Source organism: Lentzea indica (assembly GCF_012184385.1).
GTDB classification, from domain to species: domain Bacteria; phylum Actinomycetota; class Actinomycetes; order Mycobacteriales; family Pseudonocardiaceae; genus Lentzea; species Lentzea indica.
The window spans coordinates 34,399-56,228 of record NZ_VSRL01000004.1; the positions used below are offsets into that span (position 1 = coordinate 34,399).

At 68.4% G+C, this 21,830-nt stretch carries 19 protein-coding genes and 1 pseudogene; 7 read left to right on the plus strand and 13 right to left on the minus strand.

The genetic code is table 11. From position 1 onward, the window contains the following. Positions 1-114 precede the first annotated feature (114 nt). Positions 115-381: a hypothetical protein gene (locus FXN61_RS01955; protein WP_167969614.1), complete on the plus strand. Its 267-nt coding sequence runs from the start codon at positions 115-117 to the stop codon at positions 379-381. Then, a complete protein-coding gene (locus FXN61_RS01960) occupies positions 285-1,226 on the plus strand; it encodes an MFS transporter (protein WP_167969734.1) in 942 nt (313 codons plus the stop codon). Before FXN61_RS01955 ends, FXN61_RS01960 begins: the two co-directional genes overlap by 97 nt. Here the strand turns inward: FXN61_RS01960 and FXN61_RS01965 are convergent, their stop codons facing one another. Together FXN61_RS01965 and FXN61_RS01970 are read right to left on the minus strand one after the other, a co-directional pair. Continuing rightward, the gene (locus FXN61_RS01965) at positions 1,227-2,240 is read right to left on the minus strand and encodes an MFS transporter (protein ID WP_246290571.1); all 1,014 of its coding nucleotides are present in this window, start codon (positions 2,238-2,240) and stop codon (positions 1,227-1,229) included. It abuts the gene before it with no gap. A gap of 154 nt (positions 2,241-2,394) precedes the next feature. Next, positions 2,395-3,726: a cellulose binding domain-containing protein gene (locus FXN61_RS01970; RefSeq protein WP_167969616.1), complete on the minus strand. Its 1,332-nt coding sequence runs from the start codon at positions 3,724-3,726 to the stop codon at positions 2,395-2,397. 97 nt (positions 3,727-3,823) lie between these two features. Here FXN61_RS01970 and FXN61_RS01975 point away from each other — a divergent pair, with 97 nt between their 5' ends. Then, positions 3,824-4,591, plus strand: a complete 768-nt coding sequence (locus tag FXN61_RS01975) for a methyltransferase domain-containing protein (protein WP_167969618.1) — start codon at positions 3,824-3,826, stop codon at positions 4,589-4,591. Here the strand turns inward: FXN61_RS01975 and FXN61_RS01980 are convergent. The 9 genes and pseudogenes from FXN61_RS01980 to FXN61_RS02015 all read right to left on the minus strand — a co-directional run bounded on the left by FXN61_RS01980 (position 4,588) and on the right by FXN61_RS02015 (position 11,653). Further along, positions 4,588-4,914: a hypothetical protein gene (locus FXN61_RS01980; RefSeq protein WP_167969620.1), complete on the minus strand. Its 327-nt coding sequence runs from the start codon at positions 4,912-4,914 to the stop codon at positions 4,588-4,590. The two genes, FXN61_RS01975 and FXN61_RS01980, sit on opposite strands and share 4 nt — an antisense overlap. A gap of 3 nt (positions 4,915-4,917) precedes the next feature. Continuing rightward, complete coding sequence (locus FXN61_RS01985) at positions 4,918-6,063, minus strand: choice-of-anchor P domain-containing protein (protein WP_167969622.1); 1,146 nt, start codon at positions 6,061-6,063, stop codon at positions 4,918-4,920. 105 nt (positions 6,064-6,168) lie between these two features. After that, complete coding sequence (locus FXN61_RS01990; RefSeq protein WP_167969624.1) at positions 6,169-6,822, minus strand: ABC transporter ATP-binding protein; 654 nt, start codon at positions 6,820-6,822, stop codon at positions 6,169-6,171. Beyond that, positions 6,819-7,511, minus strand: coding sequence for an ABC transporter ATP-binding protein (locus FXN61_RS01995; RefSeq protein ID WP_167969626.1), 693 nt, complete (start codon positions 7,509-7,511; stop codon positions 6,819-6,821). Before FXN61_RS01995 ends, FXN61_RS01990 begins: the two co-directional genes overlap by 4 nt. Next, the gene (locus tag FXN61_RS51405; RefSeq protein ID WP_246290572.1) at positions 7,508-7,708 is read right to left on the minus strand and encodes a hypothetical protein; all 201 of its coding nucleotides are present in this window, start codon (positions 7,706-7,708) and stop codon (positions 7,508-7,510) included. Before FXN61_RS51405 ends, FXN61_RS01995 begins: the two co-directional genes overlap by 4 nt. A 115-nt stretch (positions 7,709-7,823) precedes the next feature. After that, positions 7,824-7,961, minus strand: a pseudogene (locus tag FXN61_RS56135) (hypothetical protein); the annotation flags it as partial. Further along, on the minus strand, positions 7,898-9,325 hold the full coding sequence (locus FXN61_RS02005) for an ABC transporter permease subunit (protein ID WP_167969630.1): 1,428 nt from the start codon (positions 9,323-9,325) through the stop codon (positions 7,898-7,900). The pseudogene FXN61_RS56135 and the gene FXN61_RS02005, both read right to left, overlap by 64 nt. Continuing rightward, the gene (locus FXN61_RS02010) at positions 9,322-10,719 is read right to left on the minus strand and encodes an ABC transporter substrate-binding protein (RefSeq protein ID WP_167969632.1); all 1,398 of its coding nucleotides are present in this window, start codon (positions 10,717-10,719) and stop codon (positions 9,322-9,324) included. Before FXN61_RS02010 ends, FXN61_RS02005 begins: the two co-directional genes overlap by 4 nt. A gap of 175 nt (positions 10,720-10,894) precedes the next feature. Next, positions 10,895-11,653 carry an SGNH/GDSL hydrolase family protein gene (locus FXN61_RS02015; protein ID WP_188134572.1) on the minus strand — a complete coding sequence of 253 codons (759 nt, stop codon included), beginning with the start codon at positions 11,651-11,653 and terminating at the stop codon, positions 10,895-10,897. Positions 11,654-11,792: 139 nt separating this feature from the next. Between FXN61_RS02015 and FXN61_RS02020 the strand changes: the two genes are divergently transcribed. The 4 genes from FXN61_RS02020 (at position 11,793) to ilvD (ending at position 17,243) form a co-directional block, all read left to right on the plus strand. Then, complete coding sequence (locus tag FXN61_RS02020) at positions 11,793-12,674, plus strand: DUF4142 domain-containing protein (protein ID WP_167969634.1); 882 nt, start codon at positions 11,793-11,795, stop codon at positions 12,672-12,674. 84 nt (positions 12,675-12,758) lie between these two features. Next, the gene (locus tag FXN61_RS02025) at positions 12,759-14,219 is read left to right on the plus strand and encodes a DUF1996 domain-containing protein (protein ID WP_167969636.1); all 1,461 of its coding nucleotides are present in this window, start codon (positions 12,759-12,761) and stop codon (positions 14,217-14,219) included. A gap of 281 nt (positions 14,220-14,500) precedes the next feature. Continuing rightward, positions 14,501-15,535 carry an alginate lyase family protein gene (locus tag FXN61_RS02030; protein WP_167969638.1) on the plus strand — a complete coding sequence of 345 codons (1,035 nt, stop codon included), beginning with the start codon at positions 14,501-14,503 and terminating at the stop codon, positions 15,533-15,535. Between the two features lie 19 nt (positions 15,536-15,554). Beyond that, positions 15,555-17,243, plus strand: coding sequence for a dihydroxy-acid dehydratase (gene ilvD, locus FXN61_RS02035; RefSeq protein WP_167969640.1), 1,689 nt, complete (start codon positions 15,555-15,557; stop codon positions 17,241-17,243). Here ilvD and FXN61_RS02040 read toward each other — a convergent pair. After that, positions 17,240-20,356: a P-loop NTPase family protein gene (locus FXN61_RS02040; RefSeq protein ID WP_167969642.1), complete on the minus strand. Its 3,117-nt coding sequence runs from the start codon at positions 20,354-20,356 to the stop codon at positions 17,240-17,242. The genes ilvD and FXN61_RS02040 overlap by 4 nt on opposite strands. Next, positions 20,353-21,675 carry an esterase/lipase family protein gene (locus FXN61_RS02045; protein WP_167969644.1) on the minus strand — a complete coding sequence of 441 codons (1,323 nt, stop codon included), beginning with the start codon at positions 21,673-21,675 and terminating at the stop codon, positions 20,353-20,355. The genes FXN61_RS02040 and FXN61_RS02045 overlap by 4 nt, the downstream gene beginning before the upstream one ends. Positions 21,676-21,830: the final 155 nt, after the last annotated feature.

Consider the following 21,830-nt stretch of genomic DNA (forward strand, 5'->3'; position numbering starts at 1 on the left):
ACGCCACCTGACGCACCACCGGTAGAGGAAGCCGCGATGACGCACGCGCTCCAGACTTCACGCTGCGTCGATCCACCAGTCGCGAAATCCGCGACCCAGGCGCACCCTGTTGCGATGGCGCGCCTGCTGACCCCGCGCTTCGCCCTGCTCACCGCCGCTGACCTGGGCTACTTCACCGCGATGGGCATCGCGGTCTACACGCTGCCGCTGTACGTCACCGGCCCGCTCCACAGCACCAACGCCGCAGCAGCCTCGCGTTCGGCGCCTTCGCGGTCTCCGCACTCCTGCTACGCCCCTACGCCGGCCACCTCACCGACCGCATCGGCAGAAGGCCACTCCTCCTCGCCGGCACTGCACTGGCCGCCACCAGCCTCGCCCTGACCGCGCTCGCCACCGACCTGACCACGATCATCGCCCTGCGACTTCTGCTGGGCGTCGCCGAAGCCGCGTTCTTCGTCGCAGGATTCGCCGCCCTCGTGGACATCGCCCCGCCCGACCGCCTCGGCGAAGCCCTCAGCCTCAACTCCCTGGGTCTGTACCTGGGCCTGGCCGCGGGCCCGCCACTCGGTGAAGTCCTGACGCAGAGGTCGTTCCCCACCGCCTGGCTGACAGCCGCGGCACTCTGCGCGGCAGCCACCGCAGCAGCAGCGTTCATCGGCGAAACCGGCACACCCTCACGGACGAGGAACGCCAAGCTGATCCACCGCCCCGCGATCCCACCGAGCATCGGCCTCTGCGCGGCGCTGGCGGCGAGCGGCGGCTTCCTCGCGTTCGCGGCACTCCGAGCCCAGGAAGAGGGATTCGAGAACACCAGCCTCCCGCTCTTCCTCTACGGCGCCACGGTCGTGGTGTCCAGAGCGGTGTTCGCCAAGGTGCCAGACCGCATGCCGCCCCTGAAACTCGGCGCCATCGCCCTGGCCGTCATCGCGACAGGACTGATCCTCACCGCCACCCCGCACACGCTCATCGCGGGCAGCATCGTCCTGGGAGCCGGCGTCACGTTCAGCACCCCGGCGTTCTTCGCCGCCATCTTCGCCACCGCTGAACCACATCAGCGAGGAGCGGCGTCCGGGACGGCCAGCGCGTTCATCGACATCGGACTCGGCGGCGGCCCGATCCTGCTCGGCGTCATCGCGAACGCCGGCATCCCGGCCGCCCTCGCCACCGGAGGCGCGCTGGCCGCGGCAGGCTGCCTGTGGACACTCATCCTGAGCCGAGCACGGTGATCACCTCCGCCAGATCACCAAGGCCACCACCAGGATCAGCACGCCGACCGCCGCCGCGGATCCGAGCACCCACAGGCCGTAGACCGCGAACGCCAAGATCTCCGACCCGATGGCGGCAACAGACGTGACAGTCGCACGAGCGTCGGACTCGATCCGGTGCTGCAACTCGGTTTCCACGTGCACCAACACGAACCGGTACAGCCCGTAGAACAGTCCCAACAGGACGATCGCAAACGGGACGGCCAGCACAGCCGCTACGATCAGCAGCACACCCGACGCGAACAGAACCCAGCCGCGGAACGGCAACCGACCGGCGAGAGACGCACCGGCCGCACCCAGCAACGGCACGCCGATCGTCGCCATGGGCACCCACACCGTCGGAACGCGCCAGTCCTGGGCCAGCAGCGTGAAGTACTCCTCGAACGCGTCGATCGCGTAGACCAACGCCACCGCCAGCACGGCGCGTTTGATCGGCACGGCCTCGCGCACGCCGGTCCGCAGGGTCGCGAAGTACCCGATCTCGTCATCGTCAGAGCCACGCGGCGGTTCCGGGAAGCGCGACGCGATCACTGACGACGCCAGGCACATCGCGACGGAGACCCATCCGGCCAGCTGGTAGCCGCCGAACGAGAACAACGCGGTGGCAACGACCGCGATCGGGACCTGGGCGATCAGACCGATGGTGTCGATGCGAGCGTTGAGCCGCCCGTACGACGACTCGTCGCCGTTGGCCGCCAGCCCGTCGTACAGCAGCGCCTCGAACGCGCCCGAGGTCAGCGTTCCGCCGAGGCCCCACAGCACGAAGCCGGCCGCGAAGCCCCAGAACGACGGGAACAGCACCCAGGCGGCATATCCCGATGCCTGCAGCACACCGGCTGCGACCAGGGAGCTCCGCCGCGAGAACCGGTCCGCGATGGCACCGGAAGGCACCTCGAACACGATCGCGGTCGTGGACCAGATCGCGAACAGCACGGAGATGGACGTGTCCGACAGCCCGCTGTCGGCGAAGAGCAACGCGTACAGCGCGTAGATCGGGATGAGGTGCGAACACCACGCCCACGCCGTCGCGGTTCGGGAGAGATCAGTTGAAGATCACCGTCGTCGTCGCATGGGACAAGGTTATGCCGCCAGCGCCACCGATTAAATGGCGCTGACGGCGAGTGACGACCTAGAAACCAGCGGTGATGCGGGTGAACGCGAGCTCGGTCTGCTGGATGCCCGAGCAGTGGGCGGCCACCTGGCCGTCGCAGCCTCCGCGGTCGCGGTTCACCGACCAGAAGGCGAGACGCCCCAGCCCGTTCGACTTCGACCAGTCGCGGATCGCCGTCCAGTCGTCGACGGTGGTCAGCTCGCGCTGGTCGGACAGTCCGTTCATGCCGGAGATGCCGACGTGCTTGAACGCCTCGGCGTCGCTCCAGCCGAAGGTCGACTTCAGCTTGTTCTTCAGCCCCGTGGCCGCGCCGATGGTGTCGGTGCGGATGTTGGAGCTGCCGAAGTCGAACGGCATGATCGTGAAGACGTCGATGTTCGCGTTCAGCGCCTTGGCCTGGTCGATCAGCCGAGCACCGTAGAAGTTCGGGCCGGTGGTGCCGGTGCCGAACGTGACGATCGTCTGGATGCCGGGGTTGTTCTGCTTGACGATCTTCAGCGCGGTGATGATCCGGTCCTGGACCGTGGTGTTCTCGAACTCGTCGGAGTTCTCGATGTCGATGTCGATCGCCTTCAACCCGTAGGCGTTGATCACCTGCTGGTATGCGCCGGCCAGTGCTTCCGGCGTTGAGCAGTTCGGGCCGAGCTTGTTGCCGCTCCAGCCGCCGAACGACGGCACGATGTCACCGCCGGCCGCGCGGATGGCGTTGATCGTCTGCTGGTCGACGCCTCCGGTGAGCGGGCGCTGGCTGTCCCACGACGGGGTGCACCCGCCGCCGGACAGGACGAACGCGAGGGTGAACCACTTGACGCCGGTCGAGCTCATGACCTGCGTGGCGCTCTGCGGGTTGCCCCAGCCCAGGTACAGGTAGGGCGCGCCGCGGCCGGTGCCGGGCAACGGCGGGTTCGAAGTCGTCGTCGTAGTGGTGGTCGTGGTCGTGGGCGGCTGCCCGGTGCCGTCACACGAACCACCGTTGACCTTGCAGTTGGACGGGCTCCCGCCGGAGCCGCGCACGGTGAAACCGAAGCTCGCGGAACCTCCGACTGGGACGGTGCCGTTCCAGGTGTTGCGGACAGTGATGTTCTGCCCGTTCGCGGCATAGCTGCCGTCCCACAGCGACGCGATCGACTGTCCGCTCGGGAGCGTGAACTCGACGGTCCACGACGTGAGCGCGGACGCGCCGCTGTTGGAGATCGTGTACTTGGCCTCGTAGCCGCTGCCCCAGTCCGACGTCTTGGTGAACGCCGCCGTCACGCCCGTCGCGCCGCTCGCGGGAGCGGCGAGAACGCCTCCGACCACTGTCGCTATCGCCAGACCGATGGTCAGGATCTGCCAGCGGAACTTCTTCATGGTGCTCCATTCACGTGCAGGGGGAACGTGATGCCGAGCACGTTAACTGGTCTAAACCAATGGTTCAAGGGTGTGAACGCCGCTACCCTCCGACGCGATGAACGCTCAGGAGATCGCACGCCACATGGCCGCTTGGGCCGCAGATCCGGACGTCCAGGTCACCCAGACCGGATATCGCCTCGACCTGGCAGAAACCTGGCAGATCCCCGAGGGCGCGAGGGTGCTGGAGATCGGCTGCGGCCAAGGCGACATGACCGCCGTGCTCGCGGATCTCGTGGGTCCGAACGGGACGGTCGTCGGCATCGACGTCGCGCCACCTGACTACGGCACGCCGGTCACCGTCGGCCAGTCCGCGCGGCGCCTGCTCGACGGGCCGCTCGGCGACCGCATCGAGATGCGCTACGAGACGGACGTTCTGGCCGACGACGTCGGAACCGGTTACGACCTCGTCGTGCTCGCCCACTGCTCGTGGTACTTCGCGTCCGCCGACCTGCTCGAACGGACGTTGAAGAAGGTCCGTGAGCTCGGCTCCCGGCTCTGCTTCGCCGAATGGGACCCGGAACCCGCGCGCCCTGACCAGGTCCCGCACCTGCTGGCCGTGCTCGCCCAGGACCGCATGGCCGAGACCGGCGGCAACATCCGGGCCCCGCTCACCCGCGCCACCCTGCTCGCCGCGCTCGGCCGCGCCGGCTGGCAGGTCGAGCAGGTCACGGACGTGGACACGGGCGCGTTGCAGGACGCGGACTGGGAGATCTTCATGGCACTGCAGCAGGCGCCGGAGGGTCTGGCGAAGGACCTCCTGCGCCAGACCGCACGCGAACGCGGCAACGTGCCGTTGCCCGCCTATGCCCTCACAGCGCGCTAAAGCTGATCCACCCGCTCCAGCTGATCCACCCGCTCCGCAACCCTCTCGTCCAGCAACTGCAGCAAGGCGTAAGTGGTCTGCCGCTGCTCCTCCACCAGCTTGGTCAGCCAGGAACCGAAGTACAGGAAGCCACCCACCCCGATCAGCCCGACCCCGAGAATCCCGCCCGAGACCACGTAAGGGATCTGCTCCCACACGTACCCGGTGTGCGCGACGCCCCACCAGGCGAAGAGGATCGCGGCGATGCCTGCCGTCATCAGCATCGTGCCGACTAAGCCGAGCCCGCTGCGCATTCGTGCGCGGCGCCGGTCCTGGATGGTCATGGTTCACCCGTTGCGCAGGTCTGGGACACCGGTCGGGTGTCCGGACGGACAGGGAGCGCCGCCGAGCAGGAAGGTGCCGAACGACTTCATGCCGAACGCGGAAGCCGCCGCGACACCGAGCCCGGCGAGGACCAGAAGCGCTGGTACACCGGGGAAGTCGAGCAGCGAGCGGGGCTTCGCGCGAGCCGACGCCACCGGCGTGACGGCCTTGGGCGGCGCCACCCCGGCCACCGGCGGCGAACCGGGCAGCGGAGGCGCGTCCCCAGCAGCGGGCGGAGGTACCAGAGGTGCTTGCGGCGCAGGGACATCAGGCGGCGTGAGAGGCGCTGCCGCAGAGGCGTTCGCGACGGCCTCGGTGTCGCCGACGATCACCACCATCTTGCGCAACGGGTTCAGCAGCGGCACCAGTTCCTTGGGCAACAACGGCGCCACCACCCCGTCCAGGATCCCGCCGAGACCCAGCTTGGTGCGCAACGCCAGCACGTCGACGGTCAACGTCAGGCCACGGCTCGCAGAAGTGGCCTGAGTCCCTTCGAGTTTCGTGGCCGCCGATGGCCAGGCCAGCGTGATCCCCAGTGGCTCCAACGCCTTCAGCAAGCCGTCCGGCGGTGCATCCGGCGCCTTGACCGGGAACTTCTGGCCGAGCACGGTGAACTCGGCGACCGAGAACGTGCTCGTGCCGCTCCCCTTGCTGCCGTCGCTCACCGCGACGGACTCGAAGCGCACTCCCGACAGCACGACCATGCCGGCCAGCAGCGAGATCGACTGCGCGGACGTCACGGCGGAAGAACGTGCCTCCGACCCCGAAGCCGAGCTCACACTCGTCGACGCCAGGCCGTCGGTCGTGAGCAGGAACGGCACCTCCTGCTTGGCACCCGCGTAGGACTCCGCTTTCGACGCACCCGCCGCGGCACGCATGCCCGACTTCGACTCGTCCGCCGGGCCGCCGGGGTGCGCGGCGTTGGCCTGCACCGGATAGGCGAAACCGAGCAGCTGCGGCAGCCCGGTGCCGACGGCGGCGCCCGGCCACAGCGAGCTGGCGACCGACCGGCCGATCGGACCGGAGCCCAGCTCGGTCTGGGTGTACGAGAGATGCACCTCGCCCTGCGGTTCCGCGGGCACCGGGATCAGGTCGGTGTGCAGCAGCACGGAAACCGGTGCCGCACGGGCGGACAGCGTGAACCCGCCGATGTCGGCGGCCGGCCGCGCGGGACGCCGGGGACAGCAGGATCAGCAGCACGACGAGCGCGTACCTCATGATGTCCCTCCGAAGTAGACGGAAGCCAGATCGTTGTCGGCAGCGATTTCGCCGTGCTTCATCACGACGACCTGATCGGCCACGGCGGAGGCCGTTTCGGCGAACTGCTCCACGATCAGCATCGTGACGCCGGAGGTGGCCAGCTCCCCCACGACCTCGTACAGCTCGGCGACGATCACCGGTGCGAGTCCCATCGACAGCTCGTCGATCACCAGCACGGCCGGGTCGGTGATCAACGCGCGGGAGAACGCGAGCATCTGCTGTTCACCGCCGGACATCGAGCCCGCGAGCTGCCGATGTCTCGCCTTCAGCTTCGGGAACCGCTCGTAGACCACAGCGGGGTCGCCGCGCATGAGCCGCAGGTTCTCCGCCACGGTGAGGTTCGGGAAGATCGCGCGGCCTTCCGGGATCGTGCACAGGCCGGCGCGAGCCAGCTCGTCGGGCGCGGCGTCGTTGACGTGCACTCCACCGAGATGCACGTGCCCGCCGGAAGCCCGCAACTGTCCACTGAGGACTTTGACCAGCGTCGACTTGCCTGCGCCGTTCGGGCCCAGCAACGCGGTCACGGTGCCGCGCGGCACGTTCAGCGAGACGCCGCGCAGCACCTCGATCCGGCCGTACCCGGCGTGGACGTCAGTAAGGTCGATCATCCGAGATACGCCTCCCGGACTCCCTCGTGGGCGCGAACGACATCCGGTGTTCCGGACACCAGCAGCCGCCCCAGGTTCAGCACGTGCACGTTGTCGCAGTAGCCCATCACGAGGTCCATGTCGTGCTCGACCAGCACGACCGAGCGGCCCTCCGCGCTCAGCTCGCGCAGCAACACGCCGAACGCGTCGGTCTCGGCACGGTCCAGCCCGGACGACGGCTCGTCGAGCAGCAGCAGACACGGATCGGTGGCCAGCGCGCGGGCCAGTTCCAGCAGCCGCGCGGCGCCGGTCGGCACGGTGTCGGCCTGGTTCGAGGCGAATTCCGCGATCCCGACCCGTTCCAGCAGCCCCGTGGCGAGCCGGGCCGGCCGGTGCCGGCTTTCCAGCGCCACCACGACGTTCTCCCACACCGTCAGCGACCCGAACACCTCGAGCCGCTGGAACGTCCGCGCCACCCCCATCCTGGACCGCTGGTGCGGCCCCTTCGTGGTGATGTCCGCGTCGTCCAGCAGCACCCGCCCGGCGGAAGGCCTGCGCAGCCCGCTGATCACGTCGAACAACGTCGTCTTGCCCGCGCCGTTGGGCCCGATCAGCCCGGTGACGCCGGGGTCGACCACCAGCGACACGTCGTTGACCGCGGTCACCTCGCCGAAGCGGACCGTCACACCCTCCACCCGCAACGTGCTCATGCGCGCCGCCAGGACCATGCCCGGAAGAACCAGCTGACCAGGCCGTTGGGATCACGGGCGAGCCCGGCCGCCGCGACACCGAGCAGCACGACCGCCGCGCCGGCGAACGCAGGGAACCCGCTCTGCAGCACAGGAAGCAGCATCAGCAGCAGTCCGCCGAGCGCCGCGCCGGACACCGACGTCACACCGGCGATCACCGCGAAGAGCAGCAGCGGGAGGTTGTTGAACAGCTGGAAGTCGCTCGCCGCGACGGTTTTCGCGCAGCTGGGCGAAGAGCCCGCCTGCGAGCCCCGCGATCGCCGCCGACAGCGCGAACACGCCCACCCGGATCCAGCGCACGTTCATGCCCAGCGTCGCGCACGCCGCCGAGCTGTCCTTGACCGCGATCATCTTGCGCCCGAGCCGTCCGCGCCGCACCGCCAGCACACCCACCCCGACGAGCGCGAACACCCCGGCGGCCAGCAGCAGCTGCGCGGTCGCGGACTCGACCAGCTTGGGCACCTGCAGGCTGCCCGCACCCCGAACGCGATCGGAGACTGCAGCACGAGCTTGTCCATCAGCTGCGCGAACCCCAGCGTCGCCAGCGCCAGGTAAAGCCCGCTCACCCGCAGCACCGTCAATGCGATCAGCGCGCCGATCGCTGCCGCGACCAATGCGCCGAGCAGCAACGCGAAAGGCGACGAACTGCCGAGCCTCGCCACCGTCACCGCGCCCACACCGACGAACGTGAACTGCCCCAGCGACACCACCCCGCCGTACCCGGTGAGCAGCACCATCGACAGCAGCACGATCCCGAACACCAGTCCCAGCGCGAGCTGCCCGGCCACCACAGAGCCCACCAGCAGCGCCAGCACGACCACCACGCCCAGGAACAGCGCGGCGCCGACGCCGGTCGCGCGAGCCGTCGGCACCGCCACTCCGCGCGAGCCCCGCACGCCACCGATCCGCAACGGCGACTGCGGCATCGCGAGCAGCACGACGAACAGCAGCAGCGCAGGAATCGCCGCGCGGAACGAGATCCAGAACTGCGACGACGGCAGGTACGCGACCGCGTAGGACTGCACCAGCCCGAGCCCGAGCGCGCCCACGAACGTCCACGGCAGACTGCGCAGCCGCCCGACCAGCGCCGCGGTGTAGGCGGTGATCACGAGCAAAGTCATCGTCACGTAGTCGAGCTGCACCACCGGCGTGAGCAGGATGCCGCCCAGCGCCGCCAAAGCAGACCCGATCGCCCAGCTCAGAGCGGAAAGCCGATCGGGGCGGGTGCCGTACAAAGCGGCGAGCTCCGGCGCGTCCACGCACGCCCGCATCGCGAGCCCGGTCCGCGTCCGGTTCAGCAGCAGGTACAGCCCGCCCGCGACCAGCACCGCGCAGACCAGCGTCACCAGGTCGTGCCCGCTCACGAACGACTGCCCGATGTGGACTCCGAGCTGGTCGAGGAACGGCCGCACCGGACGGGCCTGCGGTGGCCAGATCGCCTGGGCCGCGCCGATGAGCCCGACCAGCACGCCGACGCCCGCGACGAGCGTGATGCCGACCGGCGCGCCGGCGAGCCTGCGCATCACGAACCGTTCGATCAGCAACCCGAACAGCGGCGCGCAGCCGCCGACCACGATCAGCAGCGCGAGCCACTGCGGCAGGCCGCGGTTCTCGGCGAGCTCCCAGTAGAGGAACGCCATGACCATGCCGATCGCGCCGTGCCCGACGTTGAACACCTTGGAGGTGCTGTAGGTCAGCACCAGGCCACTGGCGACGACCGCGTAGGCACCGCCCGTGACCAGCCCGAAGATCGTGTAGGCGAGCAGAGCGGTCATCCGCCCACCCCTGTGTCGATCAACGTTCCGCACGAGTACCCGGACGCGGGAGCCAACCTGCCCCACGTACTGCCCTTCAACCGCACCAGCGTCATGCAGGCCGACGTTCGCTTCCCGCCGACGTCCTGCGGCGCGACCATCCCCTCGGCCGTGAAGTCGTGCACCCCTCGAACGGCGTCGAGCATCGCCTTGCGGGTGAGCTGCGGCCCGACCTTCGCGGCGGTCGTGACGAACAACCGGGCCGCCGCCCACGCGAACATGCCGAAGTACGAGGGCGCCGCGCCGGGCGCCACCCGCCCGAGCCACTGCTTGTACAGCGCGACCTGAGCGTTGTTCTCCTCGAACAGCGCGCCGTTCGTGTAGACGACGGTGCCGTCGACGGCCGCTCCGCCCTGCCGGATGTACTGCGGGTCGTACGCGGTCGGGTCCGTGATGAAGGCTTCCGGCGTGTACCCCTGCTGCCTCATCGCCTGTTGCAACCGGACCGCGTACTGCGCCGACCCGATCCAGTAGACGATCTTGGCGCCGGTCTCCTTGAGCTTCGCCACGTACGGCGCGTAGTTGACGTCCGTGATGTCGATGGCCTGCGAGTAGACGAACTTGATCCCTCGTGCCTCTGCCGCCTTCTGCATGCTGCGGGCGTTCTGCGCGCTCGCGTCGGCGTTGAGGTAGAGGTACGCCGCGTGGTTGATGGCGCCGGGAAAGCTCGACTTGACCAGGTCGGGACCGGCGGACGACACGAGGTTCACGACGTTGGACGCGGCACCGAAGCTGACCGGCGTGCGCTGTCGTTGTGCGGTGACGGTCGAGGCCCGCAGATCCGGGATGCCGCACGCGGTCGCCGCCGGTCCACCGCCCTGGTCGAACGCCGACATCGACCCGACCATGGCGAACGCCTGCTCACAGGCCTGCGAGGTGGCCTGCTGGTCGCCGCCGCTGTCGGTGCGCGAGTCGAACGACACGAGCTTGAGCTTGCGGCCGCAGACCGAGCCCTGGGTGGCGTTGAAGTACTCGACGAACGCCTTGGTCGCCTGCTGCGCCGACTGGAACAGGCCGGGCACCGGGCCGCTGATGTCGGAGATGTTGGCGATCGTGATCTCGCCGGAGGTGACGCCCTTGTCGGTGGCGCCACCGGTGCCCTGGCAGGCTCCCGCGATGCTTCCGGGAGGGTTCGGCTGCTTGTTGGGCTGCTGCGGGTTGTTCGCGCCGGGCTGACCGGCGGTGCCGTCGGTGCCGGGCACCGCGCCGTCCTCGCCCTGCGCCGTGCCCTCCTGGGTTCCCCCTCCGCCCTGAGGCACGACGAGTGCTGCGCGTTGCTCGTCGGTGAGCCTGCTTCCGCAGCCCGCGATCAACGCGCAGACCACCAAAGCGATCAGCGCAGCCCTGCGATGCATGCGGAGGAACGCTAGGGCACTGCATCAATCCAGTCCGGGGCGCCCATCAGCGGTTTCACCCATCTGGCCGACACGATTTCTAGAACACGTTCTATGTGCAAACAATCGCGCGAAAAGCCGTCACCAAATCAAGGTTACGTCGTTTGACTGGGGCGCTCCGAGGAACACGTTCTACTCACGACGGCGGCAGCAGCTCCGGCCGGCGCGGCCGGATCACGTCCCCGGACGACTCACCGCGCAGCCGCCGCATCACCCACGGAACGACGTGCTCGCGCGCCCACTTCAGGTCCTCCGCACGCCTGGCCCTCCTGTCGACCATAGGAGCGACGCCGAGCGCGTTGCGCTGCAACGAGTGCGGGACACCCAGACCGTCGAGAACCGAGATCGCGACCTCGGCGTGCCCGAGCGAGTTGAGGTGCAGCCGGTCGGGAGACCACATGCGGCGGTCGCGCAGCTGCCGCATCGCCCACATGTCGACGAGCACGCACGAGTGCTCAGCGGCGATCGCGCGCACGTGCTCGTTGTAGATGGCCACGCGACCACGCATCTTGCGGAACACCGGGTCGTCCACGCCGTCGACACCGGTGAAGAGGATGACCTGGGCTCCAGCTTTGACCGCGCGCGCGACGGCCGCGCGATACCGGCGCATCAACGCGTCGATGTCCACCTTCGGCCGCATGAGGTCGTTCCCGCCCGCGTAGAGCGAGACGAGGTCCGGCTTCATCGCGAGGGCGCGCTCGAGCTGTTCGTTGAGCACCTGCGGCAGCAACCGGCCGCGCACGGCCAGGTTCGCGTAGGTGAACTCCGGGTCGGCGGCACCCAGCACATCGGCGACGCGGTCCGCCCACCCGCGCACACCGTTCGGACGACTGGCGTCGTCGTCGCCCACTCCCTCGGTGAACGAGTCCCCCAACGCCACAAAACGCTTGCTCATGCTCACGACCCTAGGTCGTGCAATAAGAGCGGGGTTGCGCGGGGCTGGATAACGTTTCGATAACGCTGGGGTCTCGAACTGAGGCGCGCTCCCTTTCCTGGCCGTAGTCCCGATCGTGCGACTCCCCATGGACTTGGCGATGCCGACGCGACTGATGGTCGCGTTGGCGGGCTGTGCGCTGGCCTTGCTGCTCAACACCGGGAGCGCGATCGGCCAGCCTTCGAACCCTTCAACCCCTGTCTCCACCCCGCCGCCCGGCAGTGGCGGGACGGGCGACGAGGTCGTTCAAACGCAGTGGGGCCCACTGGGACCTGCTGACCGGGACTTCATGAACCGGGTCAAGCAGGCCGGGTTGTGGGAGAAACCCGCGGGAGAGAAGGGCAAGGCCAAGCGGGCGGACCAGCCCAAGATCCAAGAGGCCTGCAAGCACCTCATCGAAGGGCACACGCTTCTGGACAACGTGGTGAACCGGGCGGGCGTTCTGCTCGGCCACACGTTGCCCACGGAGGCCTCCGAGGAGCAGAAGGGCTGGCTCGCCGAGATGGACGCGGCGAACGGCGACGAGTTCGACGCCATCTTCGCCAACCGGCTCCGCGCGGCGCACGGGAAGGTGTACGCGTATTCCGCGCAGATCCGGGCGGGCACCAAGAACGAGCTCATCCGCATCCTCTCCACGCAGGCGATGATCACCGTCTTCGACCACATGAAGGTGCTCGAGGAGACCGGTCGCGTCGACTTCGCCGGACTGGAGTCCCCCCAGCCGCTCGCACCCCCCACGGCGGCTTCCGGGGAACCGGAACCGACCGGGGACAACGCGAACGCTTCGGCCAACCCGACCGAGGGCGTGATCCCGACCGTGCCGGAGGGCACCAAGTTCACCCGCACCGCCGAGCAAGGCGTGTTCGGTGACAACAACGGTGTCTTCTTCGGCGCCATAGCGGTGCTCGCACTCGCACTGGTCGGAATGCGAATGATATCCCGGTCCAAGAAGAACACGAGACGTAAATCTCGGTCTTACTAACCGCACACCGCAGTTCAACCCGAACACACGGCTAACCGCCGTCAGCTTCACCATGCCGTTTTATCGGACTACACGAGGTGGCAAATGGCTTTTCACCGTAGGAAATCCACGATCTGGCTGACCGCCGCCGCCGCGGCGATGGCGCTGGTCGCTGGCGGTGCCGCGGTGGTGGCCATCAGTTCTTCTGATGGCGCCGCGCTCGCCGACGGGGCGGACAAATCGCAGTTCGTCGACATCACCAAGGTGAAGCCGAACGTCAAGAAACCAAAAGCGGAGAACGACGCCACCACGGGTACGTTCACCGTCGACTGCGGCCGGAACGAGAACGGGCACTTCAACCCGGACAACTTCATCGCGCAGCCCGGTGTCCGCAACGGTGCCGAGCACCTGCACGACTACGTCGGCAACCTGTCCACGGACGCGGACTCGAACAACAAGTCGCTCCAGGCAGCCGGCACCACCTGCAAGAACGGTGACAAGTCGGCCTACTTCTGGCCCGTCGTGCGCATCAACGACGGTGCGGACGAGGGCGGAGAGGCCGGAGAGCAGGCGCCGCCGAAGAAGGACGACAAGGCGCAGCAGGACAAGGACAAGGCCGACAAGGCCGCGGCCCGCCTCGACTGCCCCGACGTCGCTTCCGCGCTGCCGGAGGACGTGCCGGACAAGGCCCAGGCTGAGATCGGCCGCGAGCTCGAGAACATCGAGAAGGTCACGGCCGAGGCCGAGAAGAAGCTCGAGCAGACCAAGGCCCAGGACGTCAACAACGCTGTCGTCGGCCCGGTGAAGGACAAGCGCGCCGCGATCCTGGACCGCATGATGCTGGCCATCAGCCGCCAGAACAAGCAGGCTCCCGACCTGAACCCGCTCGCGGCGTGCAAGGTCAAGGACCAGAACAACGCCGGCGTCGACAACGGCGACGAGAACAGCGACAACGCCCAGGCCGAGGGCCTCGAGGACAAGAAGAACCAGAACAACCCCGAGGAGAACGCGAACAACGAGCTCGAGGGCAACGAGGGCGAGATCCAGCGTCCGGAGGTCGTCGACCTCCAGTTCCGCGGCTCGCCCACCGGCAAGGTCGTCGCGATGCCGAAGTTCCTCCGCGTCCTGTACGGCGACGCCAAGGTCACGGCCAACGGCAACAAGAACGCCAAGGACTCGTGGACCTGCACGGGCTTCGAGGACAAGGTGCTGATCAACAAGTACCCGATCTGCCCGCAGGGCTCGAAGGTCAAGCGCATCCACGACTTCCCGAGCTGCTGGGACGGCAAGAACATCGACTCCGCGAACCACCGCGACCACATCGTGTTCCCGGACCAGAACGGCAAGTGCAAGCAGGGCTTCAAGGCCGTTCCGCAGCTGCGGATCTCCCTGACCTACAACATCCCCAGGAACATCCAGCAAGAGGGCAAGTACGCGGTCGACTCGTTCCCGGAGGAGGAGCACAACCCGTTCTCCGACCACGACGACTTCGCGAACGTGATGTCGCAGCAGATCATGAACCGCCTGGTCAACTGCGTGAACACCGGCAAGAAGTGCCGCGAGTGACGCTCTGACGGCTCAACCGAAGTCCCCCGGTGCACCTCCCTCGCACCGGGGGACTTTCGTTGTGCCACCGAGGGGTTGTTCACCTGCGTGAACCTTGTGCCGGAAACATTGACCGCAAAGGTATAGACCACTAACACTGGCCGCATGGTCACCCGTTCCTGCGCGGTGCTGATCGCACTGCTGGCAACGCTGCTAGTACCGGTCACCGGTCCCGCCTCCCAGGCGCGCCGGCGACGTTCGTCCACCCGGGAGTCCTGGTCTCCCGTCCACAGCTGGACTTCATGCGAACCAAGGTGAACGCGGGCGCGCAGCCGTGGAAAGCCGCCTACGACCGCATGATGGCGACGCCGTACGCCTCCCTGTCCCGCCTCCCGAAGCCCAGAGCCGTCGTCGAGTGTGGCCCCTACTCCAACCCCAACCTCGGCTGCACCGACGAACGTCAAGACGCGCTCGCCGCCTACACGCTCTCGCTCGCCTGGTACGTGACCCGCGACGCCAGGTACGCGCAGAAGGCCATCGAGATCATGGACGCGTGGTCGGCCACCATCCGTGACCACACCAACTCGAACGCTCCACTGCAAGCCGCGTGGTCGGCGTCGAGCTGGCCCAGGGCGGCCGAGATCATCAAGCACGTCCACGGGAACTGGCCGAACAGCGGGCGGTTCGGCACCATGCTCCGCAACGTCTACCTGCCCGAGGTCCAGAACGGCCGCGCCAGCACCAACGGCAACTGGGAACTCAGCATGATGGAGGCGTCTCTGGGCATCGCCGTCTTCCTCGAGGACCGCGCGGCGTACGACAAGGCCGTCGGCATCTTCCGCACCCGCATCCAGGCCTACATCTACCTGACCACCGACGGGGCATTGCCGAAGACTCCGCCCGGCAGCGGCATCGACACGCGTGCGGAGATCATTTCCTACTGGCACGGCCAGTCGACCTTCGTGAACGGCCTCTCCCAGGAGACCTGCCGCGACTTCGCGCACACCGGCTACGGACTCGCGGCCGCCTCGCACTTCGCCGAGACCGCACGGCACCAGGGCCAGGACATCTGGGGCGAGATCCGGGAGCGGATGCGCCACGCGTGGGGCCTGCACACCAGGTACCAGAACGGCGAACCGGTGCCGTCCTGGCTGTGCGGCGGTTCGTACAGCCGCGAGCTCGGGCCGACGCCGGAGGTGTCGTTCACCGCGCTGAACACCAGGCTGGGCATCGCGATGACGAACACCCAGCTCTACACCGAGTCACACCGTCCACACGGGACCGACAACCTGTTCATCGCCTGGGAGACCCTGACTCACGCAGCGAATCCGGCCTAGATTCGACTAGCGTGCGCTCATGACCGACACACCGGACGTGAAGCCACGCAGCCGCGACGTGACCGACGGCCTGGAGCGCACCGCCGCGCGCGGCATGCTCCGCGCCGTCGGCATGGGTGACGAGGACTGGGAGAAGCCGCAGATCGGCGTCGCCTCGTCGTGGAACGAGATCACGCCGTGCAACCTGTCGCTGGACCGCCTCGCCAAGGCGTCCAAGGACGGCGTGCACGCGGCCGGCGGGTATCCGCTGGAGTTCGGCACGATCTCGGTGTCGGACGGCATCTCGATGGGCCACGAGGGCATGCACTTCTCGCTGGTCTCGCGCGAGGTGATCGCCGACAGCGTCGAGACGGTGATGCAGGCAGAGCGACTGGACGGCTCGGTGTTGCTGGCCGGCTGCGACAAGTCGTTGCCGGGCATGCTGATGGCGGCGGCGCGGCTCGACCTGGCGAGCGTGTTCCTCTACGCGGGGTCGATCCTGCCCGGCAGGGTCACGCTGACCGACGGCACCGAGAAGGAAGTCACGATCATCGACGCGTTCGAGGCCGTCGGCGCCTGCGCACGCGGGCTGATGAGCCGCGAGGACGTCGACCTGATCGAGCGCGCGATCTGTCCCGGTGAGGGCGCGTGCGGCGGCATGTACACGGCGAACACCATGGCCAGCGCGGCCGAGGCGCTGGGCATGTCGCTGCCGGGCAGTGCCGCTCCCCCTGCCACGGACCGGCGGCGTGACGGGTTCGCGAGGCGGTCCGGCCAGGCCGTGGTCGAGATGCTGCGCCGCGGCATCACCGCCAGGCAGATCATGACGCGGGAGGCGTTCGAGAACGCGATCGCCGTCGTGATGGCGTTCGGCGGCTCCACGAACGCGGTGCTGCACCTGCTCGCGATCGCGCACGAGGCCGGCGTCGAGCTGACCCTGGACGACTTCAGCCGGATCGGCGCCCGCGTACCGCACCTGGCGGACGTGAAGCCGTTCGGACGGCACGTGATGACGGACGTCGACCGCATCGGCGGTGTGCCCGTGGTGATGAAGGCGCTGCTGGACGCCGGTCTGCTGCACGGCGACTGCCTCACCGTCACCGGCCGCACGGTCGCCGAGAACCTCGCCGACATCGCGCCGCCCGACCCTGACGGCAACGTCCTGCGTGCGCTCGACAAGCCCATCCACCACACCGGCGGCATCACGATCCTGAAAGGCTCGCTGGCCCCGGACGGTGCCGTGGTCAAGTCGGCGGGCTTCGACTCGGACGTCTTCACCGGCACCGCGCGGGTGTTCGACCGCGAGCGCGCCGCGATGGACGCGCTGGAGGACGGCACGATCACCGCGGGCGACGTCGTGGTGATCCGCTACGAGGGCCCCAAGGGCGGGCCGGGCATGCGGGAGATGCTCGCCATCACCGCGGCGATCAAGGGCGCGGGCCTCGGCAAGGACGTCCTGCTGCTCACCGACGGCCGGTTCTCCGGCGGTACCACGGGACTTTGCGTCGGGCACGTGGCACCGGAGGCGGTCGACGGCGGTCCCATCGCGTTCGTCCGCGACGGCGACCAGATCACGTTGAACGTCGCCGAGGGCACGCTCGACGTGAACGCCGACCTGGAGAGCCGGCGCGAAGGCTGGGCGCCGCTGCCTCCGCGCTACGAACGAGGTGTGCTCGCGAAGTACGCCAAGCTCGTCGGCTCGGCTTCGCGTGGAGCCGTCTGCGACTAGTGAACGAAGGTTCTGGCGTGGGCCACGTAAGTGCGCGCGAGGTCGCGTTCAGGGCCGTGCCACCGCCAGTGGCCGATCCAGGTTTCCAGACGGTCGAGAATCTCGGCGTGCTCGCCGTTCACCCTCCTGGGCACCACGAACAGGCTCGTGGCGCGGGAGACGAGTTCGAGGAAGTGGCTGTCGACCGAGCAGTTCGGACTCAGGCTTTCCGGATGGCGCAGCCACGACAGCAGCAAGTCGTCCAGCCTGGCTCCGATCACGCCAGGAGAAAGGCTGCGCGCCTTGCACAGGTAACGCATGAGTCCGTCCATCTCGGACTGTGAGTTGACGACGGGCTGGTCAGCCGTCAGCCTCACCATCACCTCCTCCATCGCGTCCAGGAGGTGGGGTGCCAGGTGCGGCCAGTGGTTCAGTCCCTTGGCGACCCGTGCCAACCGCCAGCTGACGTCCTCGTGGTCAGGATTCTCCAGGGCCCACTGCACGAACGCTGAGGCAACCGGTTCGGTGAGCACGTTCTGGCGACTGACGAACTTGGACACGAAGTTCGAGCCGACCCCGTTGACGGCGATCCACTCGAGCGACCGGTCAACCACGGCTTGACGGATCGGGTCGTCCAGCTTCATCGGCAGCAACCGCCCGAGCACGTACTCGGCCTCCGGCGTCGCACCATGTTCCTCGAGCCAGCCTAGAGCCCGATCAACGGCCTTGGCCGCGACGTCCGCATCGAGGTCGCGCGAGAGAAGGTTGTACACCAGGTTTCGCGCTGGAGGCGTGCGTTCGTGGATTTGCAGCCACGTCAAGGTGAAGCCGGCCGTCGCACCGGCGTCATCAGCGTTGAGATCGTGCGAGAACATCGCCTGCAACACGTGGTACGCCCCAACAGTGCCTGCGTGCTCAATCAGCCATTTCCTGGCGTGGGCAAGCGTCTTGCGGACGGCCTCGTCGTCGATGTCGCAGATGAGGAGCCGGGCGAGCACGAAGTGTGCTTCCGGGCTGGTGTCGTGCACGTCGAGCCAGGACAGGGACTCGGACACCAGGCGTTCGTCGGTCCTGCCGATCTCCGACCGCAGGCCCTTGTACAGCAGGTGGCGGGCCGAGATCGACTCCGGGAAGCGTTGCAGCCAGGGGCCGACCACCTGACCCCACATGGTGAACGCCACCGCGGACCAGGCGTGGTTGTCCAGCACGGCGCCGAGCGCGTACGCGCCGTCCTCACTGCGGGCCAGCACCTCACCCATCCGGTCCGCTCTGCTGACCATCCAGTCGGTGCACTGAGCATCGAGCGCAACGCCTTTGGACGGCGGCATGTCCCGGATGATGCGGCTCAGGTTCATCGCGAAGCGACCCACCGTCCGGCCCGCGGTCAGGCTCGCGTCCAGCACGCGGTCGGTGACGGCCGGTCTGACCACGTCACCAACGGGTTCGAGCAGGATCGCCTCGACCAGCTGGTCGGTCACCAGGTCGTGCGCGGGCACCAAACCCGCGGGACTGGCCACCATCCACTTCATCGCCCGCAGCTCACCGAGAAGGCGGTCCGCACCGGTCAGCGCCCGCCCTGCCTCGAGCAGGCCGGACTCGGGCTGAGGAGTCGCCAGGAGCATCGCCAGGCAGGCCTGCAGCGCTCGGCTCGGCTCGCTGTCATCGTCGGTGAATCGGCTCTTCGGTCGCTGGGGCAGCAGATCGTCCTCGCTCAGCCGGCGCTTGAGCCAGCCGAGCAGATCGGCGGGGCGAATGCCGGTGAGCGCCTTGTCCAGCGTGCCCCGCCCGTGCAGGCGCTCGACTTCCGAGGCGATCAGCATCGCGATCACCGGCCGGTCGCCGCACACCTTGCGCATGTCCGGCAGACCGACGTCGGTGGTGGCGTTCGGTGCGACGGTACGCAGGATTCGGTCGCGGACGATCGACGTCTGGGCTTGATCCGGCTCCAGCTCGATCATCTCGAAGACCTGGTCCAGGTCCGCGTCGGTGGTGGCGTGCCAGCCAGGACGACACGCGGCGACCAACGCCACCTTCGTGTTGCGGCGGGCAAGATCCCGCAGCACGTGGTGTCTCAGCGTCGTCAAGCCGAGGTTGCGGTGGTAGTAGTTGATGTAGTCCAGCACGATCAGCACGCGGTCGGCGCGCTCAGCGAGGATCGCCTCGTGCAGGTCCGCACTCGTCACCGCGGCATCGCTGTCCGACACGTGCATGACCGCCCAGCCGTCGCGCACCGCTTGCGCCGCGACCTCGAAGCAGGTCCTCGTCTTGCCGACTCCTGCCGCACCGATCAGGAGAATCCCGGGAAGCCCGGTGTCCTGGGCGAGCCGCTCCAGCAGCTTGCGCGGTGCGGTCACCGCGTCCGGGTCCGTCGGCGGCACGAACGGCAGTTCGCTGTCCAGCAGGTTCCGCTGCAGGCCTTCGAGGCTGACGACCTCCTCGCTGTGCGTCCGGATGCCGGTGAACCGGCGCGGCGCGGAGGTGAACTCGCCCTGCTTGGCGTAGTTGAGGCCCACGTCCAGCGTGATGGAGGTGTGCCACGCCTCGGACGCGAGCAGCCGCGCACCTGACCGCACCGCTTCCTCGAACGACGCCGCCGTACCGGTCACCCGCGCGACGTCGATCGGGAGGAACGTGCCGGGCCCGCCGGGTTCCTGCCGCAAGTCGCCCGGCCACACCAGGGCGGAAGTGGTGGTGTCCGGTGTGAAGTCGCGGTAGCCGGGGGCGCCACCCGCGCCGGGCCATCCGTCGGCCAGCCACACCACGACGATCGCGTGCGCGGGGCCACCGGCCACCTGGTCGAGCACCAGGATGAGCGGGTGCACCCCGGCGTCCAGGCATCCTCCTGCGAACGTGACCGCGAGATCGACGCAGTTCGCCAACCGGCCGGACCGCAGCACCTCCTCCGGCCCGCGGATCCGCTGCCACCCGTCCCCGCTGTCCACCGGCTCGTCCGCGTACCGGATTCTGGCGTCGGCGAAGGCTGCGTAGAGGGCTTCGACCCGTGCCAGGACGCCAAGACCGGTCCCGTCACTTCGGGGCGGCACACCGGGCAGCAACGCGGCAACGGTGCCGGCTTCGACGTAACGCAGCAACTGGCCGGGATCCTGCGCGCGGTTCCACATCGGCCTGGTCATGACGGCGCCTCGGCGAACACCGCTTCCGCGTCCGCATCGAGCACGACGACGTCGGCTCGCGCGAACACCGACTCCGGGCCCACGACCCGCTGAGCCTCGAAGTCCACCCGGTAGCGCCCTGCCGGCAGCGGCGGAAGCGTCGCCGCCCAGGTTCTGTCCACACCGGACATCGGTCCCACGAACACCGGCTGCGCGGAGGGTGGCACGGTCGTCAGTGACAGACGCACCGCGGCCGCGCCGGCGTTGTCCGGATGGACGGTCAGCCCGATCTCGAACTCCGCACCGGCCGGAACGATCTCTTCGAGGTCGAGGCCCAGCCACGGCCTGTCCGGAGTCTCACCGCCGCGGGTCGGCACAGCTTCACCGGAGTAGGACCTGAGCTGCTCGGCCAGCGACGGCGTGTTCGCGATCGGTCCGTGACGATCACGCACCGCTCGCCACACAGATCTGGTTTCGCCCAGCTCACGCGGGATCGCCGACAGGACCGGCACCGTGCCGTCGCCTGCCCAGCCCACGTTTCCACGCCACGGTGGATCCGTTTTCCTGACGTCCACGCTGCCGTCGGATCTGAGGATCACCTCGTTGGGTGTGGTGTGTCCCCGCCCGAAGTACGGCACCACGTCCGGGAGTCCGTCCGGCGGTATGTCGCTCCACGCGGCCGCGATGTCCTCGTGCGTCCGGCGTCCGTCCGCCGCCATCGCGGAGAACTTCTCCGCGTACTTGGACGGGGGAAGAGCGGTCAGCTCGATCTCCTGCCCCGTGCTCTCGTCCCACACCGCCGGGTACTGCGGGAGCAACTCGTACATCGACGGCCACTCACGCAGCACCGCACGCAGCCCGGGATGGCGCAGCGGGCCCACACCTGGCCCGCGCAACAACCACTCGAAGGCCTTGGGCGCACCTCGGTGCGGCGTGCCCAGGGTCAGCAGGGCACGGCACACTCGCCAGCCACCGAGCGGACCGATCCAGTACCTCGCCACGAGCCCGCCCATCGAGTGGGCGAGCACGATCACCCGGCGCCGTGACGGAGTCTCGTCGCCCAGGGCAGCGCGCACCGCACGAACGAGCTGTTCGGCGGCATCACGGACCGACCGCCGGAAGTCGTAGGGAAACAGCAGAACATCGGTGTCCGCCGGAACGGGTGTGCCTTGCCGGTAGGTGCGTGTGACGACGCCGCGGAAGTTGTCGGTCAGCAGCTGGTGCAAAACGTCGTAACCGTAAATCGTGGCCATGGGCCCGAACACGCTGAACGTGTGGATGAGGCCGGTCGGTTCGAGTTCCGGAAAGCGGTTCAGATCCAGTGTGGACGGTCGGATCATCGCAGCGGCGAGACCTCTTCCCGCGGGCTCCCACATAATTCCGTGCGCACCGCTCAGTACGCTGCCGCCGATGCCGGGAACGACCACGACGAGGTCCCGAAGTCGTTGCAATGTGTGCGCTCACTCCCCCGTCGATCTGCTGCGATATGACCAGA